15 protein-coding genes are annotated in these 15,545 nt (G+C 70.6%); all 15 read left to right on the top strand.

What is annotated here, in order from left to right; genetic code table 11:
- Positions 1–16: 16 nt before the first annotated feature.
- The 15 genes from thrB to IF20_RS12255 all read left to right on the top strand — a co-directional run bounded on the left by thrB (position 17) and on the right by IF20_RS12255 (position 15,422).
- Positions 17–934: a homoserine kinase gene (gene thrB / locus IF20_RS12325; RefSeq protein ID WP_052865140.1), complete on the top strand. Its 918-nt coding sequence runs from the start codon at positions 17–19 to the stop codon at positions 932–934.
- 382 nt (positions 935–1,316) lie between these two features.
- Positions 1,317–3,410, top strand: coding sequence for a transcription termination factor Rho (gene rho / locus IF20_RS12320; RefSeq protein WP_052865139.1), 2,094 nt, complete (start codon positions 1,317–1,319; stop codon positions 3,408–3,410).
- 395 nt (positions 3,411–3,805) lie between these two features.
- Positions 3,806–4,930 (top strand): LCP family protein, encoded by a 1,125-nt coding sequence (locus tag IF20_RS12315; protein WP_052865138.1) that lies wholly within the window; start codon positions 3,806–3,808, stop codon positions 4,928–4,930.
- Positions 4,931–5,097: 167 nt separating this feature from the next.
- Positions 5,098–5,322 carry a 50S ribosomal protein L31 gene (gene rpmE / locus IF20_RS12310; RefSeq protein WP_052865137.1) on the top strand — a complete coding sequence of 75 codons (225 nt, stop codon included), beginning with the start codon at positions 5,098–5,100 and terminating at the stop codon, positions 5,320–5,322.
- Between the two features lie 132 nt (positions 5,323–5,454).
- Positions 5,455–6,525 carry a peptide chain release factor 1 gene (gene prfA, locus IF20_RS12305; protein ID WP_052865136.1) on the top strand — a complete coding sequence of 357 codons (1,071 nt, stop codon included), beginning with the start codon at positions 5,455–5,457 and terminating at the stop codon, positions 6,523–6,525.
- Positions 6,526–6,592: 67 nt separating this feature from the next.
- Positions 6,593–7,474: a peptide chain release factor N(5)-glutamine methyltransferase gene (prmC, locus tag IF20_RS12300; protein ID WP_110944084.1), complete on the top strand. Its 882-nt coding sequence runs from the start codon at positions 6,593–6,595 to the stop codon at positions 7,472–7,474.
- Positions 7,475–7,559: 85 nt separating this feature from the next.
- Positions 7,560–8,207 (top strand): L-threonylcarbamoyladenylate synthase, encoded by a 648-nt coding sequence (locus tag IF20_RS12295; protein WP_052865134.1) that lies wholly within the window; start codon positions 7,560–7,562, stop codon positions 8,205–8,207.
- On the top strand, positions 8,204–8,866 hold the full coding sequence (locus tag IF20_RS12290; RefSeq protein WP_052865133.1) for an arsenate reductase/protein-tyrosine-phosphatase family protein: 663 nt from the start codon (positions 8,204–8,206) through the stop codon (positions 8,864–8,866). Before IF20_RS12295 ends, IF20_RS12290 begins: the two co-directional genes overlap by 4 nt.
- Before the next feature lie 146 nt (positions 8,867–9,012).
- A complete protein-coding gene (locus IF20_RS12285) occupies positions 9,013–10,359 on the top strand; it encodes a serine hydroxymethyltransferase (protein WP_052865132.1) in 1,347 nt (448 codons plus the stop codon).
- A gap of 99 nt (positions 10,360–10,458) precedes the next feature.
- Positions 10,459–11,823 (top strand): MraY family glycosyltransferase, encoded by a 1,365-nt coding sequence (locus IF20_RS12280; protein WP_052865131.1) that lies wholly within the window; start codon positions 10,459–10,461, stop codon positions 11,821–11,823.
- A 324-nt stretch (positions 11,824–12,147) separates the two neighbouring features.
- Positions 12,148–12,585, top strand: a complete 438-nt coding sequence (locus IF20_RS12275) for a hypothetical protein (RefSeq protein ID WP_052865130.1) — start codon at positions 12,148–12,150, stop codon at positions 12,583–12,585.
- Positions 12,586–12,861: 276 nt separating this feature from the next.
- Positions 12,862–13,665, top strand: coding sequence for a F0F1 ATP synthase subunit A (gene atpB, locus IF20_RS12270; RefSeq protein ID WP_052865129.1), 804 nt, complete (start codon positions 12,862–12,864; stop codon positions 13,663–13,665).
- Between the two features lie 78 nt (positions 13,666–13,743).
- Entirely contained in the window at positions 13,744–13,995 is a 252-nt protein-coding gene (gene atpE, locus IF20_RS12265; protein ID WP_199896564.1) for an ATP synthase F0 subunit C, read from the top strand.
- A gap of 42 nt (positions 13,996–14,037) precedes the next feature.
- Entirely contained in the window at positions 14,038–14,610 is a 573-nt protein-coding gene (locus tag IF20_RS12260; RefSeq protein WP_052865128.1) for a F0F1 ATP synthase subunit B, read from the top strand.
- Complete coding sequence (locus tag IF20_RS12255; protein ID WP_052865127.1) at positions 14,607–15,422, top strand: F0F1 ATP synthase subunit delta; 816 nt, start codon at positions 14,607–14,609, stop codon at positions 15,420–15,422. The genes IF20_RS12260 and IF20_RS12255 overlap by 4 nt, the downstream gene beginning before the upstream one ends.
- The last annotated feature ends 123 nt before the right edge of the window (positions 15,423–15,545 follow it).

The following is a 15,545-nucleotide window of genomic DNA, read 5'->3' as shown; positions in this document are numbered from 1 at the left end:
GGAGAGTCATCGAGCGATGGCCGGTCCAGCGTTCCGCGCCGCCGCCGTCCGGGTGCGCACCCCCGCCACCAGCGCCAATCTCGGTCCCGGCTTCGACGCCCTCGGCCTGTCCCTGGGTCTGTACGACGACGTCGTAGTACGCGTCGCCGACTCCGGACTGCACGTGGACATCGCGGGTGAGGGTGCCGACACCCTGCCGCGCGACGAGAGCCACCTGCTCGTACGGTCCCTGCGCACCGCCTTCGACCTGCTGGGCGGGCAGCCGCGCGGCCTGGAGGTCGTCTGCGCCAACCGCATCCCGCACGGCCGGGGCCTCGGCTCCTCCTCCGCCGCCATCTGCGCCGGCATCGTCGCGGCCCGCGCCGTGACGATAGGCGGCGAGCAGAAGCTCGACGACGCCGGACTGCTGGAACTGGCCACCGAGATCGAGGGTCACCCCGACAACGTCGCCGCCTGTCTGCTGGGCGGTTTCACCCTGTCCTGGATGGACGCCGGCGCAGCCCGCGCCATCAGGATGGACCCCGCCGATTCCGTCGTTCCGGTGGTTTTCGTACCGGGCAAGCCGGTGCTCACCGAGACCGCCCGGGGCCTGCTGCCGCGCACCGTCCCGCACGGTGACGCCGCGGCGAACGCCGGTCGCGCCGCACTGCTCGTCGAGGCCCTGACCAGGCGCCCCGAGCTGCTGCTCGCCGCGACCGAGGACCGACTTCACCAGGAGTACCGCGCGCCGGCCATGCCGGAGAGCATCGCCCTGGTGAACCGACTGCGCGCGGACGGCGTCCCCGCGGTCGTATCCGGCGCGGGCCCGACGGTGCTCGCGCTGGTCGAGGAGGGAGCGGCCGACAAGGTCGCGTGCCTGGCGGGCGAGGGGTGGGCGGCCAATCGGCTGTCCCTCGACGCAGCGGGAACGAGCGTGCTGCCGCTCGCCGGGTGACCGACGGATTGCCGGTCTGAGAGAGGGGGAATGTTTGTTGGATCCGGTAGTGTTAACCTCAAGTGAGTACCCGACGCCGCAGCGGCGAGGTGCTTCGTGTCCCCAGTCGGGACCACCTTTCTTCCGGGAGCCTCCCAACCTGCTTGGAGCGACTGCCTAAAGCAGAAGCGAGCATGCTCCGGAAATCGGCGTGATGTGCATGAAGCGTGACCTGCATGAATGCGCAGCATCTTTCGCGCCGGAACCATGAACTGATCTCTCCGCCGAATCCGGCGGGACCACCGCCCCGGCCCGGCCCGTGAATGTCGAGGGACCGCGGTCGGACAGCACAACCGGTCGCCGAGCCAGACAGGCCGACGCCCGCTCCAGGGAAGGACCCTTCGTGAGCGACACCACCGATCTGATGGGCGTACGCACCGATGGCGATGCCGCAGCGCCCGCCACGGACGCTCCCGCCGCGCCTGCCACCGGGGCCGCCTCTGGTGCCTCGCGGCGACGCCGTTCCGGCACCGGCCTCGAGGGCATGGTCCTGGCCGAGCTGCAGCAGGTAGCCTCCGGCCTCGGAATCAAGGGCACCGCGCGGATGCGTAAGAGCCAGCTCATCGAGGTCATCAAGGAGAAGCAGGCCGCCGGCGGGGCCGGCGCGGCCAAGACCGCCGACGCGCCTGCCGAGGCCCCCGCCGAGACCAAGCCGAAGCGCCGGGCCACCTCCAAGGCCCGTACCGGCGAGGCGGCGGAGAAGACCGCCGAGAAGCCCGCCAAGGCCGAGAAGGCCGACAAGGCCGATAAGGTGGGGCAGGCCGCGGACACCGCCGGCGGCCAGCAGCAGATCGAGATTCCCGGCCAGGGCGCCGGCGACGAGCAGCCGGCCGGCGAGCGCCGCCGGCGCCGCGCCACTGCAGCGGCCGGCAGCCCCGAGTCCGCCGCCGGTGAGGCCAAGGACGGATCTCGCGGCGAGGCCAAGGCCGAGCCGAAGACCGAGGTCAAGGACGGCTCCGGCCAGGACGGCGAGGGCCGCAAGGGCGGCGAGGGCCGTCAGGAGCGGGGTGACCGCCAGGACCGCGGCGACCGTCAGGACCGCGGCCAGAAGGGCGACCGCCGCGGCGGCCGCGACCGCGACCGTGACCGCCGCAAGAACAACGACGGCAACGACGGCGGCGGCCAGCAGGGCGGTGGCAACCGTCAGCAGCAGGGCGGCGGCGGTGGCAACCGCCAGGACGACTTCGACGACGACGGCCAGGGCGGCCGCCGCGGTCGCCGGGGCCGGTACCGCGACCGCCGTGGCCGGCGCGGCCGTGACGACTTCGGCGCCGAGCCGCAGGTCGCCGAGGACGACGTCCTGATCCCCGTCGCGGGCATCCTGGACATCCTCGACAACTACGCGTTCATCCGGACCTCCGGCTACCTGCCCGGCCCGAACGACGTGTACGTCTCGCTCGCGCAGGTACGCAAGAACGGCCTCCGCAAGGGTGACCACGTCACCGGTGCGGTCCGCCAGCCCCGCGAGGGCGAGCGCCGCGAGAAGTTCAACGCGCTGGTGCGGCTGGACTCCGTCAACTCCGTCGCCCCCGAACAGGGCCGCGGCCGCCCGGAGTTCGGCAAGCTGACCCCCCTGTACCCGCAGGAGCGGCTGCGCCTTGAGGGCGAGGCCGGTCAGCTGACCACCCGCATCATCGACCTCGTGTCGCCCATCGGTAAGGGCCAGCGCGGTCTGATCGTGGCCCCGCCGAAGACCGGTAAGACCATGATCATGCAGGCGGTCGCCAACGCGATCACCCGCAACAACCCCGAGTGCCACCTGATGGTCGTCCTCGTCGACGAGCGTCCGGAAGAGGTCACCGACATGCAGCGGTCGGTCAAGGGCGAGGTCATCTCCTCGACCTTCGACCGCCCGGCCGAGGACCACACCACCGTCGCCGAGCTCGCCATCGAGCGCGCGAAGCGCCTGGTGGAGCTGGGCCACGACGTCGTCGTCCTGCTGGACTCGATCACCCGTCTGGGCCGCGCGTACAACCTCGCGGCGCCCGCCTCCGGCCGCATCCTGTCCGGTGGTGTCGACTCGACCGCGCTGTACCCGCCGAAGCGCTTCTTCGGCGCGGCGCGCAACATCGAGGACGGCGGCTCGCTGACCATCCTGGCCACCGCGCTGGTCGAGACCGGCTCGCGGATGGACGAGGTGATCTTCGAGGAGTTCAAGGGCACCGGCAACATGGAGCTCAAGCTCGACCGGAAGCTCGCGGACAAGCGCATCTTCCCCGCGGTGGACGTGGACGCGTCCGGTACGCGTAAGGAAGAGATCCTGATGTCCAGCGACGAGCTCTCGATCGTGTGGAAGCTGCGCCGGGTGCTGCACGCCCTGGACCAGCAGCAGGCCATCGAGCTGCTGCTGGACAAGATGAAGCAGACGAAGTCCAACGCGGAGTTCCTGCTGCAGATCCAGAAGACGACGCCGACCCCGGGCAACGGCAACGACTGACGCCCCCGGCACCGTCGAACGAAGCCCTCCCCGTCCCACCGGTGACGGGGAGGGCTTCGTCGTGCCTCGGCGCCGCGTCCGCGCCGTGAAAATGCTGTGACGCATGCCGCGTTCCGTGGCCGCACGAGGGCCGCGCGCTGAGACCTTCCGCACAGCCCCAACGTCCGCAAACGTCCCGTACCGCCTCCGACAGACCGGACAAAAGCCCTGGTGAGCGAGGGGCGAACAGTTGTGCCCCGGGCCCGGCACGCCCGTCCGGAGCCGCCCGGCCGGCCCGGCCGTCTGTGCAACCCTTCCCGAATGCCTCCCGTCTGACTAGGTGCGAACCACCACCGGTGAGAGGACGTGACAGCCGGGTACGGAGAGGCCAGCCGAGCAGCAAGGACTGAGGAGAGATGGCGGACAGCAGCAGGGCCGCGCGGACGGCCGAGAGCCGTTCCCGCGGCATACGCGCCACCGGCCGCCGGCGCAAGGGACCCACGAGGCGCCGCAGGGCGCTGACGATCACACTCTGCGCGCTGGTGAGCTGCGTGCTGCTGGGCGGCGCGGGGCTCGGCTTCGTCTACTACCAGCTCGACGGCAACCTCAAGGGCGTCGACATCGACGCGGCACTGGGCGGCGACCGCCCGGACGACGTCGACAACGGGTCGATGGACATCCTGGTGCTCGGCTCGGACTCCCGGGCCGGGGACAACGCCAAGTACGGCGCCGACGAGGGCGGGGCCCGCTCCGACACGGCGATGGTGGTGCACGTCTACAAGGGCCACAAGAAGGCCAGCGTGGTCTCCATCCCCCGGGACACGCTGATCTCGCGGCCCTCGTGCACCAAGGGCGGCAAGCAGGCCCCGGGCGCGCAGCACGTCATGTTCAACACCGCGTACGAGGTCGGCGGCCCGGCCTGTGCCGTCAAGACGGTGGAGTCCATGAGTGGCATCCGTATGGACCATTTCGTCGAGGTCGACTTCAGCGGCTTCAAGAAGCTGATCGACGCCCTCGGCGGCGTCGACATCACGACGAAGAAGGCGATCCACGACCCGGACAGCCACCTCGACCTGGACCCCGGCACCCACACCCTGGGCGGCGAGCAGGCCCTCGGCCTGGTCCGCACCCGGCACGGCGTGCCCGGCGGCGACGGCAGTGACCTGGGCCGCATCCAGCTGCAGCAGACCTTCATCAAGGCGCTGATGGACCAGGTCAAGGACGTCGGGGTGCTGTCCCAGCCCACGAAGCTGTACGACATCGGGGACACCGCCACCAAGGCGATCACCACCGACACCCAGCTGAACTCGGTCAATGCGCTGGTCGGCCTGGCCAAGGACCTCGGCGGCATCGGCTCGAACCACATCAACATGGCCACGCTGCCGGTGACGTACGACCCGAACAACCCCAACCGGGTGCTGCCGCTGGAAGCCCAGAACAAGCAGGTCTGGAAGGCGCTGCGGGAGGACCGGGCCATCCCGAAGTCGGCCCTGAAGGACTCGGCCGGCGACAAGGGCGGCACGTCCGACTACGTACGGTGAGACGGGGCGGCGCCGCCCCCGGCCCGCTTCCGGGCGGGGAATAACGGCAGCCGCCCCCCGGTTTGGGGAGATGCGGCCAGTACTGGCAAACTGGATCGTCGGCCCCGGTTCACGTGACGCATCCCGCGAGCACGACCCGGTGCCCTCCCGATACATAGGAGAATCCCTTGAAGCGCGACATCCACCCCGAGTACGTCGAGACGCAGGTCAGCTGCACCTGCGGCGCCGAGTTCACCACCCGTAGCACCGTGGCCGGCGGCACCATCCGTGCCGACGTCTGCTCCGAGTGCCACCCGTTCTACACGGGCAAGCAGAAGATCCTCGACACCGGTGGCCGTGTGGCCCGCTTCGAGGCCCGCTTCGGCAAGAACGCCGGGTCCGGCAAGAAGTAGCGACCCACAAGGCGCCGGTTCTCGGTCGCCCCTGCGCAGGGGCGACCGGACCGGCGTTTTGCCGTCAATGGCCCGCCGGCCCGCCGGCCGCGGGCGCCCCCGGTACATTCCAGCCAGCAGAGGAACACCACGATGTTCGAGGCGGTCGAGGAACTGATCGGCGAACACGCCGACCTCGAGAAGCGGCTCGCCGACCCCGCGGTCCACGCCGACCAGCGCGAGGCGATGCGGCTCAACAAGCGTTACGCCGAACTGACCCCGATCATCGCCACGTACCGCGCCTGGAAGCAGACCGGGGACGACATCGAGACGGCCCGGGAACTGGCCGCCGACGACCCCGACTTCGCCGACGAGGTCAAGGAGGGGGAGGTCCGCCGCGAGGAGCTGACCGACAAGCTGCGGCTGCTGCTCGTCCCCCGCGACCCCAGCGACGACAAGGACGTGATCCTGGAGGTCAAGGCCGGCGAGGGCGGCGAGGAGTCCGCGCTGTTCGCCGGCGACCTGCTGCGGATGTACCTGCGCTACGCCGAGCGCCTCGGCTGGAAGACCGAGATCCTCGAAGCCAACGAGTCCGACCTCGGCGGCTACAAGGACGTCCAGGTCGCCGTGAAGACCAAGGGGCAGATCGAGCCCGGCCAGGGCGTGTGGGCCCGCCTGAAGTACGAGGGCGGGGTGCACCGCGTGCAGCGCGTGCCCGCCACCGAGTCCCAGGGCCGGATCCACACCTCCGCCGCCGGCGTGCTCGTCACGCCCGAGGCCGAGGAGGTCGAGGTCGAGATCGGCCCGAACGACCTGCGGATCGACGTCTACCGCTCCTCGGGCCCCGGCGGCCAGTCGGTCAACACCACCGACTCCGCGGTGCGCATCACCCACCTGCCCACCGGCATCGTCGTCTCCTGCCAGAACGAGAAGAGCCAGCTGCAGAACAAGGAGCAGGCGCTCCGCATCCTGCGCTCCCGGCTGCTCGCCGCCGCGCAGGAGGAGGCCGAGCGGGAGGCGTCGGACGCCCGCCGCAGCCAGGTACGCACGGTCGACCGCTCCGAGCGCATCCGGACATACAACTTCCCGGAAAACCGGATCTCCGACCACCGGGTGGGCTTCAAGGCGTACAACTTGGACCAGGTGCTCGACGGCGAGCTCGACCCGGTCATCCAGGCCTGCGTGGACGCCGACTCGGCGGCCAAGCTCGCCGCCGCCCAGTAAGCCGCGGGCGGGCGTCCGGCGCCCGCCCCGCACCGCACGACCGAAGTACGTACCGGCTGGAGGACCAGTGCAGCAGTCTCCCGGGGGGCGCGCCCCCAAGGCCCGGTCTGTGCTGCTCGCCGAGGTGGCCCAGGCGACCCAGCGGCTGGCCGACGCCGGCGTGCCCTCGCCCCGCTTCGACGCCGAGGAGCTCGCCGCCCACGTGCACGGCGTGAAGCGGTCCCAGCTGCACATGGTGGGCGACGCGGACTTCGACGCCCGGTACTGGGAGGCGATCGCGCGCCGCGAGGCCCGCGAGCCGCTCCAGCACATCACCGGGCGCGCCTTCTTCCGGTACCTCGAACTGCACGTCGGCCCCGGGGTGTTCGTCCCCCGGCCGGAGACCGAGTCGGTGGTGGGCTGGGCGATAGACGCCGTCCGCGCGATGGACGTCGTCGAGCCGCTCATCGTGGACCTGTGCACCGGCTCCGGCGCCATCGCGCTGGCGCTCGCCCAGGAGGTCCCGCGCTCGCGGGTGCACGCCGTGGAGCTGTCCGAGGACGCCCTGGTGTGGACACGCAAGAACGTCGAGGGGTCCCGCGTCGTTCTCCATCAGGGCGACGCGCTGACCGCGCTCCCCGAGCTGGACGGCCAGGTCGACCTGGTCGTCTCCAACCCCCCGTACATCCCGCTGACCGAGTGGGAGCACGTGGCACCGGAGGCGCGCGACCACGACCCCGAGCTCGCGCTCTTCTCCGGGGAGGACGGCCTCGACACCATCCGTGGCATCGAGCGCACCGCACACCGCCTGCTGCGGCCCGGCGGCGTCGTCGTGATCGAGCACGCCGACACCCAGGGCGGCCAGGTGCCGTGGATCTTCACCGAGGAGCGCGGCTGGGCGGACGCCGCCGACCACCCCGACCTGAACAACCGGCCGCGCTTCGCGACCGCCCGCAGGGCGACGCCGTGACCGTATCCGTAGTTCCCCACCGGGCCCCGGCCGCCGCCGGGCGCCGTTCCACCCCCACCACCGTTCCGCACCAGGAGGCCCGCTAATGGCACGGCGATACGACTGCAGCGACGCGACCGACCGCGCGACCGGCCTGCGCGAGGCCGCCTCGGCGGTCCGGCGCGGGGAGCTGGTCGTGCTGCCGACCGACACCGTTTACGGGATCGGTGCGGACGCCTTCAGCTCGGAGGCCGTCGGCGACCTGCTGGAGGCCAAGGGTCGCGGCCGCAACATGCCCTCGCCGGTTCTGGTCGGGTCGCCGAACACCCTGCACGGCCTGGTCACCGACTTCTCCGAGCAGGCCTGGGAGCTGGTCGACGCCTTCTGGCCCGGCGCGCTGACCATCGTCGCGCGGCACCAGCCGTCGCTGACCTGGGACCTGGGCGAGACCCGCGGCACGGTCGCGGTACGGATGCCGCTGCACCCGGTCGCCATCGAGCTGCTGACCGAGTTCGGCCCGATGGCCGTCTCCAGCGCCAACCTCACGGGCCACCCCTCCCCGCAGGACTGCGACGCCGCCCAGGAGATGCTGGGCGACTCCGTCTCCGTGTACCTGGACGGCGGGCCCACCCCGGCCGCCGTGCCGTCCTCCATCGTCGACGTCACCGGCAGGATCCCGCGGCTGCTGCGGGCCGGCGCGATCGACGCCGACGAGCTCCGCAAGGTCGTACCCGAGCTCGAGGTGGCCAATTGATGGCCCCGCAGGGGCGTGGCATAGCGGGAGCGCAGGACGGCTGGACCACTTTCCGCATCCTCCACGTCAGCACCGGCAACGTCTGCCGCTCGCCGATCACCGAGCGGCTGCACCGCCATGGCCTGCAATGCAGACTCGGTACCGAGCTGACCAGCGGCATCGTGGTGGAGAGCGCCGGCACCTGGGGCCACGAGGGCGCCCCCATGGAGACCCACGCCGCCACCGTGTTGGCCGACTACGGCGCGGACGCCGACGGGTTCATCGGCCGTGAGCTGCTGGACGAGCACGTCATCCGCGCCGACCTCGTGCTGACCGCCACCCGCGACCACCGCGCCCAGGTCATCTCCATGGGCCACTCCGCCGGCCTGCGCACCTTCACCCTGAAGGAGTTCAACCGGCTGGTGAAGGCCATAGATCCGGCCACCCTGCCCGAGCCCGACCCGGCGCTGCCCGACGGCGGCCTGGTGGCCCGCGCCCGCGCGCTGGTGGGCGCGGCGGCCGCGCTGCGCGGCTGGCTCCTCGCGCCGAACGCCGAGGCCGACGAGGTGCACGACCCCTACGGCGCGCCCATCACGTTCTTCCGCTCCATCGGCGACGAGATCAACCAGGCCCTCGACCCGGTCGTCACGGCCCTCACAGGAGTCCCCGCACGCGCCTGAGCGGCCCTGTGCCGCCCTGCCCGCCGGCTGGCCGTATCAGCCCGCCACCACCCGCCCGGCCGCCCCGTCACGCCGTACACCGCGCCTGAGCGCCGTTCCGCGCCTACATTGGACGTACGTCCCCCGTACGAGGCCCGGAGCGAGCGATGTCAGCGACTCCCGCGTCCACCCGCAGCGCCACCCCACACACCCGGCCGGTCCGGCAGCAGAGCGACGGACGGCCGCCCGGGCCCGTGGCCACCGCAGCGCCCTGGGGCGGGCCGGGCTTCGACCAGCTGCGCGCCCAGGACCCGCAGATCGCCGACGCGCTGCTCGGCGAGAGCGCCCGGCAGGCGGCGGGCCTCCAGCTGATCGCCGCGGAGAACTTCACCTCGCCCGCCGTACTGGCCGCGCTCGGCTCCCCGCTCGCCAACAAGTACGCCGAGGGCTATCCGGGCGCCCGCCACCACGGCGGCTGCGAGCTGGTGGACTTCGCCGAGCGAACGGCCGTGGAGCGCGCCAAGGCCCTCTTCGGCGCCGAGCACGCCAACGTGCAGGCCCACAGCGGCTCTTCGGCGGTGCTGGCCGCCTACGCCGCGCTGCTGCGCCCCGGGGACAGCGTGCTGGCGATGGCGCTGCCGCACGGCGGCCATCTGACGCACGGCTCGCCGGCGAACTTCTCCGGCCGCTGGTTCGACTTCGCGGGCTACGGCGTGAATCCGGACACCGGGCTGCTGGACTACCGGGCCATCCGGGAGCTGGCGGTGCGGCGCCGCCCGAAGGCCGTCGTCTGCGGCTCCATCTCGTATCCGCGCCACATCGACTACGCGGCCTTTCGGGAGATCGCCGACGAGGTGGGCGCGTACCTCATCGCGGACGCCGCGCACCCCATCGGGCTGGTGGCCGGGGGAGCGGCGCCGAACCCGGTGCCGTACGCCGACGTGGTGTGCGCGACCACGCACAAGGTCCTGCGGGGCCCGCGCGGCGGCATGATCCTGTGCGGCGCCGACCTGGCCGAGCGGATCGACCGGGCGGTGTTCCCGTTCACCCAGGGCGGTGCGCAGATGCACACGGTCGCGGCGAAGGCGGTCGCCTTCGGGGAGGCGTCGAGGCCGGCGTTCGCGGCGTATGCCCATCGGGTGACGGCCAACGCGCGGGCGCTCGCCGCGGCGCTCCAGGACGAGGGCCTTGCGGTCACCACGGGGGGCACCGACACGCACCTGATCACCGCGGACACCGCGCCGCTGGGGCTGGAAGCCCGGACGGCGCGCGGGCGGCTGGCCGCGGCCGGCATCGTCCTGGACACCTGCGCGCTGCCCGGCCCGGTGGACGCCGCGACGCGCAGGACCGGCATCCGGCTGGGCACCGCCGCCGTGTCCACGCAGGGGATGGGAGAAGGGGAGATGGCACGCATCGGGGCGCTGATCGGAGCGGCACTGCGGGAGGACGGCGCGGTCCGTGCAGCCACCACGGAACTGGTCCGGAACTTCCCGCCATATCCCCCACCGGCCTGAATCGGGGAACCACTCGCGCGCGAGGAACGTCCTTACCTACATTCACGGCTGAGGGGCGGACACGCATATGGTGTGTGGCTGTGATGGCCAGCGATACCAATGGGGCAGCCCGTGCGTGAATACCTGCTGACGCTGTGCGTCACGGCCGCGGTCACTTACCTGCTGACCGGGCCGGTACGGAAGTTCGCGATCGCGGCCGGCGCGATGCCGGAGATCCGCGCCCGCGACGTGCACCGCGAACCGACGCCGCGGCTCGGCGGCATCGCGATGTTCGGCGGTCTGTGCGCGGGTCTGCTCGTCTCCGCCCACTTCACGAACATCAAGAGCGTCTTCGAGTTCTCCAACGAGCCGCGCGCGCTCCTCTCGGGCGCCGCGCTGATCTGGATCCTCGGCGTCCTGGACGACAAGTGGGGCGTGGACGCGCTCATCAAGCTCGGCGGGCAGATGATCGCCGCGGGCGTGATGGTCCTGCAGGGTCTGACCATCCTGTGGATCCCGGTGCCCGGCGTCGGCACGGTCTCGCTGACCCCCATGCAGGGCACGCTGCTCACCGTCGCGCTGGTCGTCATCACCATCAATGCGGTGAACTTCGTCGACGGCCTGGACGGCCTCGCCTCCGGCATGGTGTGCATCGCGGCCGCCGCGTTCTTCATGTACGCATACCGCATCTGGTACGGCTACGGCCTGGAGGCGGCGGCGCCCGCCTCCCTCTTCGCGGCGATCCTGATGGGCATGTGCCTGGGCTTCCTGCCGCACAACATGCACCCGGCGCGGATCTTCATGGGCGACTCGGGCTCGATGCTGATCGGGCTGGTGCTGGCCGCGGGCGCGATCTCCGTCACCGGCCAGGTGGACCCCGACGCGATGCAGCTGTTCGCCGGCTCCGAGCGGCTCGCGGTGCACACGATGGTGCCGGTTTACATCCCGCTGCTGCTGCCGCTGACCATCATCGCGGTGCCCTTCGCCGACCTCGTCCTGGCGATCGTGCGGCGCACCTGGAACGGCCAGTCGCCGTTCACGGCCGACCGCGGCCACCTGCACCACCGGCTGCTGGAGATCGGGCACTCGCACAGCCGCGCGGTGCTGATCATGTACTTCTGGTCGGCGCTCATCGCGTTCGGCGCGGTCGCGTACTCGGTGAACAACGCCAGCGTATGGATCGTCCTGGGCATCGTCGCGCTGAGCGCGGTGGGCCTGGGGCTCCTGCTGCTGCCCCGGTTCACGCCGCGGGCGCCGCGCTGGGCGGAGCGGATGGTGCCGCCGCGGTACCGGCGGCGGACCGCGGCGGCCGGTGCGGACAACATGAACGACACGGACGGCGCGGCTTCCGAAGCCGGCTCCGCGGACGCGGCGGCATCGGGGGAGGAGGCGCCGGAACCGGTGCCGGCCGGGCTGCACGGCGCCACCGCGATCGGCGACCGGTCCCGGTTCCAGGACTGGCGACGGGTCGACAGTCGGCACTGAAGCGCAGGTTCCGGAAATTTTCTTGATACGCGTTCGACATTATGTTCGCCACACTGAAAATCGGACGATTCCGTGCGCATAGCACACAAAGTGGCGACCGTCAGTGCACCAACGCGCGGGGTACTGCTCACGTGTGACAGGTAGCACACGAAGTAGGTAAAGACCTCATCAAATAGTTTGTGATACCGTTCACGAGACCCGGTGATAGAGCCGTAAGTCCCGAGTCGGACAGACCATTCGGCTCGTCAGCTCGTCAGCTCGCCGTCGTGCCGGGTCTACGCTCGTCCGCGAGCACACCTGCCCCCACCCCGCCGGAGCGCCGCCATGCAGTCACATGACGCTCGCCTTTTTCTTCGTGCCCTCGTTCCGACGCTTGTCGTCGGTGCCCTCGCCGCCGTCGTCAGTGCGCTGGTCGCCGGCGGGAAGGGTGCGCTCGGCGCCGTGGTCGGTGTGGCGCTGGTGCTCTTTGTGATGGGCCTCAGCCTCGTCGTCCTCCAGCAGACCGCGAAGAAGTACCCCGGGCTGTTCCAGATGATGGGGCTGCTGCTGTACGCCGTGCAGATCCTGTTCGTCGCGGTCTTCCTGTTGGCGTTCAAGGACACTTCCCTTTTCGACACCAAGGCGTTCGCGTTCTCGCTGCTCGCCGCGACTCTCGTGTGGATCGCCGCACAGGCCCGCGGGTACATGAAGGCGAAGATTCTCTACGTCGACCCCGAAGCCGCCGAAGCCAAGCGCGCGGAAACGGCGGGGTCCACGCCGTGAGACGTAGGGCCGGGATAAACGCAGCTGTGGAAGCCTGCTATCGTCCGGTGCCATCTGCGGCACAGTTGGCGCAGGCGGCGCGGCTCCCGAGTCCCCCGGGGCAGGACGAACACCTCCTGTGGCCCCCGCCTGTGATGCGAACCGGCCCAGTGCCGATATGCCGCCCCCAAATCCGTAAGACCAGTCCAGTGCCGTTCCGCGGATCAACGCCGCGCCGACACAACGAGGTTGCCGTACCTATGCGCCACGCTGAAGGAGCTCGCGGTGAGTGCTGACATGAATACGCTCGCCTTTAACACCGAGTGCCACCTCTTCATTCCAGGGTGTGGCTTCGAGGCTCCCGGCCTGCACTCGTTCGTCTTCGATCCGCTCTTCTCGATCGGCAGCTTCAACTTCAACAAGCCGATGCTGCTGGCCCTGCTGAGCACGGTCGTCGTCGTGTGGTTCTTCTGGGCCGCATTCGGCCGGGCGAAGGTCGTGCCGGGCAAGCTGCAGATGATCGGCGAAGCGGGTTACGACTTCGTGCGCCGCGGGCTCGTGTACGACGCGCTCGGCAAGAAGGAGGGCGAGAAGTACGTCCCCTTCATGGTCTCGCTGTTCTTCTTCGTGTGGATCATGAACCTCTGGTCGATCATTCCGGTCGCCCAGTTCCCGGTGACCTCGGTCATCGCGTTCCCCGCGGGCCTGGCCCTCCTGGTCTGGCTCCTGTGGGTGGGCCTCACCTTCAAGAAGCACGGCTTCGTCGGCGCCTTCAAGAACTTCTCCGGCTACGACAAGTCGCTCGGCTGGGTCCTCCCGCTGCTGATGGTCATCGAGCTCCTCTCGAACCTGATCATCCGGCCCTTCACGCACGCGGTGCGACTGTTCGCCAACATGTTCGCGGGCCACATGCTGATCGTGATGTTCACCATCGCCAGCTGGTACCTGCTGAACGGTGTGGGCATCGTCTACGCCGGCGCCTCGTTCGTGATGACCATCCTGATGACCGCCTTCGAGCTCTTCATCCAGGCTGTTCAGGCGTACATCTTCGTCCTGCTGGCCTGCAACTACGTCCAGGGCGCGCTCGCCGAGCACCACTGAGCACCCCGCCTCCCCGATACCCACCAGACGTCCGGTGGCCAACCCCCACCGGTCCGTGCAAGAGAAGGAAGTAACGGCATGTCCGCTGCTCTCGACATGGTCAACCTCGCCGCCCAGAACACGGTGTCCGGCAACGTCAGCGCCATCGGCTACGGTCTCGCCGCGATCGGCCCCGGCGTCGGCGTCGGCATCATCTTCGGTAACGGCACCCAGGCCCTGGCCCGCCAGCCCGAGGCCGCCGGCCTGATCCGCACCAACCAGATCATGGGTTTCGCCTTCTGTGAGGCGCTCGCCCTGATCGGCATCGTCATGGGCTTCGTTTACAAGTAAACCGAGCCACATCGACGAACCCCTTAGACGGAAGGCATTGATGTGAACGCCCTGGTCACCCTGGCGAGCGAGGTCGAGGTTCCTGAGAACCCGCTCGTTCCGCCGATCCCAGAGCTTGTCATCGGCCTGATCGCCTTCTTCCTCGTCTTCGGCTTCCTCGCCAAGAAGCTCCTCCCGAACATCAACAAGGTTCTGGACGAGCGCCGTGCGGCGATCGAAGGCGGCATGGAGAAGGCGGAGGCCGCTCAGGCCGAGGCCCAGCAGGTCCTGGAGGACTACCGGGCCCAGCTCGCCGACGCCCGCCACGAGGCCGCGCGTCTGCGCCAGGAGGCGCAGGAGCAGGGTGCCGCGCTCATCGCCGAGATGCGCGCGGAAGGCCAGCGGCAGCGTGAGGAGATCATCGCCGCCGGTCACGCCCAGATCGAGGCGGACCGGAAGCAGGCCGCGCACACGCTGCGCCAGGACGTGGGCAAGCTCGCCACCGACCTGGCCGGCAAGCTCGTCGGTGAGTCCCTGGAGGACCACGCCCGGCAGAGCCGCACGATCGACCGCTTCCTCGACGAGCTCGAGGCGAAGTCGGCGACCGACACGGCGAAGGCCGAGGCCGGCCGATGAATGGAGCGAGCCGCGAGGCACTGGCCTCCGCACGGGAGCGTCTCGACGCGCTGACGGACAACGCCTCCGTCGACGCGGCGAAGCTCGCCGAGGAGCTGGCTGCCGTCACCGCGCTGCTCGACCGCGAGGTGTCGCTGCGTCGGGTCCTCACCGACCCGGCGCAGGCCGGCGAGGCCAAGGCCGAGCTGGCCGGGCGTCTGCTGGGCAGCCAGGTCGGCGGCGAGACCGTTGATCTGGTCGCCGGCATGGTCCGCTCCCGCTGGTCGCAGTCGCGCGACCTGGTGGACGGCATCGAGGAGCTGGCGTACGGCGCCGACCTCGTCGCCGCGCAGCGGGCCGGGGCGCTCGACGACGTGGAGGACGAGCTGTTCCGGTTCGGCCGGATCGTGTCCTCCTCGGCCGAGCTGCGTTCCGCACTGACCGACCGCCGGGCGGACGACACGGCCAAGGCCGGGCTGATCCGCTCGCTGCTGGGCGGCCGGGCGAACCCGGTCACCGAGCGCCTGGTCGTGCGACTCGTCGCACAGCCGCGGGGCCGTAGCCTGGAGGCGGGGCTGGACGCCCTGGCCAAGCTGGCCGCGCACCGCCGGGACCGGCTGGTCGCGGTGGTCACCTCCGCGGTGCCGATCAGCGAGACCCAGAAGCAGCGCCTGGGCGCTGCCCTCACCTCGCTGTACGGCCGGCAGGTCCACCTGAACCTCGACGTGGACCCCGAGGTCCTCGGCGGCGTGCAGGTGCGCATCGGTGACGAGGTCATCAACGGCACCATCTCCGAGCGCCTGGACGAGGCGACCCGGCGGATGGCCGGCTGAGACAGCCAACCAACTCAACAGCATGAGCAGCGGCCCGAGTTGGGCCGTACGCAGGGAAAGATCAAGGGGGCGAACCCGCCCCCTGCCTGCGGCGGGGGAGAACCGTACCCCGCATGAAGACTT

It is taken from the genome of Streptomyces niger (assembly GCF_000718305.1).
GTDB classification, from domain to species: domain Bacteria; phylum Actinomycetota; class Actinomycetes; order Streptomycetales; family Streptomycetaceae; genus Streptomyces; species Streptomyces niger.
The sequence above is the reverse complement of the archived record's forward strand: the minus strand, read 5'-3'. Positions and strand labels throughout refer to the sequence as shown.

Coding starts and splice junctions, on each gene's coding strand:
- IF20_RS12280 (WP_052865131.1), top strand. CDS start 10,459: ATGGGGCAGCCCGTGCGTGAATACCTGCTGACGCTGTGCGTCACGGCC.
- IF20_RS12275 (WP_052865130.1), top strand. CDS start 12,148: ATGCAGTCACATGACGCTCGCCTTTTTCTTCGTGCCCTCGTTCCGACG.
- IF20_RS12285 (WP_052865132.1), top strand. CDS start 9,013: ATGTCAGCGACTCCCGCGTCCACCCGCAGCGCCACCCCACACACCCGG.
- IF20_RS12315 (WP_052865138.1), top strand. CDS start 3,806: ATGGCGGACAGCAGCAGGGCCGCGCGGACGGCCGAGAGCCGTTCCCGC.
- prfA (WP_052865136.1), top strand. CDS start 5,455: ATGTTCGAGGCGGTCGAGGAACTGATCGGCGAACACGCCGACCTCGAG.
- thrB (WP_052865140.1), top strand. CDS start 17: ATGGCCGGTCCAGCGTTCCGCGCCGCCGCCGTCCGGGTGCGCACCCCC.
- IF20_RS12295 (WP_052865134.1), top strand. CDS start 7,560: ATGGCACGGCGATACGACTGCAGCGACGCGACCGACCGCGCGACCGGC.
- IF20_RS12255 (WP_052865127.1), top strand. CDS start 14,607: ATGAATGGAGCGAGCCGCGAGGCACTGGCCTCCGCACGGGAGCGTCTC.
- atpB (WP_052865129.1), top strand. CDS start 12,862: ATGAATACGCTCGCCTTTAACACCGAGTGCCACCTCTTCATTCCAGGG.
- atpE (WP_199896564.1), top strand. CDS start 13,744: ATGTCCGCTGCTCTCGACATGGTCAACCTCGCCGCCCAGAACACGGTG.